This is a genomic window from Moorena sp. SIO4A1 (assembly GCF_010672065.1).
In the GTDB taxonomy this organism is placed as follows: Bacteria; Cyanobacteriota; Cyanobacteriia; order Cyanobacteriales; family Coleofasciculaceae; genus Moorena.
The window spans coordinates 1-1,627 of record NZ_JAAHHX010000584.1 but is presented as its reverse complement, the minus strand read 5'-3'; the positions used below and the strand labels follow the sequence as shown (position 1 = coordinate 1,627).

3 protein-coding genes are annotated in these 1,627 nt (G+C 46.3%); 1 reads left to right on the top strand and 2 read right to left on the bottom strand.

From position 1 onward, the window contains the following. Nucleotides 1-67: 67 nt before the first annotated feature. Nucleotides 68-658, top strand: a complete 591-nt coding sequence (locus F6K53_RS40900; protein ID WP_293085970.1) for a hypothetical protein — start codon at nucleotides 68-70, stop codon at nucleotides 656-658. A 7-nt stretch (nucleotides 659-665) separates the two neighbouring features. On the opposite strand, the gene F6K53_RS40895 is transcribed toward F6K53_RS40900, so the two are convergent. Both F6K53_RS40895 and F6K53_RS40890 read right to left on the bottom strand, forming a co-directional pair. Further along, nucleotides 666-791, bottom strand: a complete 126-nt coding sequence (locus F6K53_RS40895) for a hypothetical protein (RefSeq protein WP_293065956.1) — start codon at nucleotides 789-791, stop codon at nucleotides 666-668. A gap of 338 nt (nucleotides 792-1,129) precedes the next feature. After that, nucleotides 1,130-1,627: PIN domain-containing protein (locus F6K53_RS40890; protein ID WP_293085967.1), on the bottom strand; the 498-nt coding region annotated here is incomplete at its 5' end.

The following is a 1,627-nucleotide window of genomic DNA, read 5'->3' as shown; positions in this document are numbered from 1 at the left end:
CTGGGTTTTTCTGTTTGAGTATAAAAATGCTAGGATTTACCCAAAACTCAGGTAACAGGTGCTCTCTATGAATGTCATAAAAATAGGGTCATTTCTATCACTGGGCATTATATTCGCACTAACCGGCAATCGGGTTAACGCCCTCCCTGGTCAGAGGACTGATCAAGTGGCTGCATGGATTAACGGTCACCCCACCCTACGGCCTGGTATTGGAGATGGCTTAGTAGTTCGCAAAAGTGATACGGCTGGGGAACGATTTACCTTTCAAGCCACTGTCTTGCCTCCTGGTAGCATCTCTTATCCAAAAGACCGGAGTACAATTCGCAGTGAACGCATTGCTATCCATGACCAAGTTAATGGGGTAACCCTCGAACGCCTGGAGGAATCCCTACGCACTGTCTATGGCCCACAGATTTATCGAGATTACAATAGCGCCCAGTTTGTATACACCTATCCCTCTCGAGAAATCTTAGAGTTATCACGACGAAAAAACCTACCACTGTGGTCAGCTGAGCAGGGTCAACTCTTGTTAGGAGAAAAATACGGCTATTGGATAGAAATAACTCAAAATGATAGCGGTAAGGCTTTCATTGGCCAACTTACGGTTTTCCTGAAAGAGGATTTAGGGAAACTAGAAACAGAATTACGGGCACGGTAGGTGAGTATTAAGAAGAAGGGAGTAGGGAGTAGGGAGTAGGGAGTAGGGAGTAGGGAAAAAATCCGGCATTGCTGAATCTTCGGATGAATATGAGTGGAATGGGCATCCGTCCGCCCGGGAATGAAACTGGCATGATGCCCGTTCCACCAACATGCCTGTTCCACCAACATGCCTATTCCACGCAGTTTTAGCTGGCTGGCGGCAATAGTCTTACCAAAAAAATTGGGTAATCGCGCCCCGTCCTTCGTTCGACGGCAATTCTAAGAGACAATGGGATTGAAAGTTGGCACTTTGTGTGCTACTATAAAAGTATAATCAATCTTTCTTTTGGTGTAGCTAGATACTGTCTAAACATAAGTAGGCAACGTAAAAAATATGTAGAGCGTACATATTGCGTAATTGGGTCTAACGACTTAAATGTTTATGAAAGATTTAGATAAAAAAGTATCTAGTTAAAGCGATGCAGCGCGGTCATGGGGGTTTCCCCCACTCGCGCTTTGCATCAAGACATAGATTTTGAAAAGGTACGGTGGGGCACACCGGAACCCAAGTCCGAAGACTAAATACGCTTGTGGAGAGGAGACCTCTATTTTTCCTGGCTCCGGCCTGGTTAAACAAGTCACCCCGTGGAAGCAAGAATCCCCGTCCTTCCAGGGCGGGGAGTGTCAAAAATCCCTCTTGCTCAAAGTGCCGATCTGTGGTTAAAGCATCGGTTATGCTACGTTGGCGCATCAGAATAAAACTGACCGCATCGCACAAGGAATAGGTCTTGTCCTGCCGATCAGCTAAAAGCTGCATGGCTTCTCGGTGTAGTTGTTCACCAACCCAGACTGTTTCAATGTCTGGATTATCAACCAAGTCAACCACAAACTCCAAAACTTTAGCCCGAGGGAGTCGGCGGATCAGTGCAAGAGCAACCAACTCGGCTAAGACATGGCTATGAGTCAAGAGTTTATTGCCTGCATCATC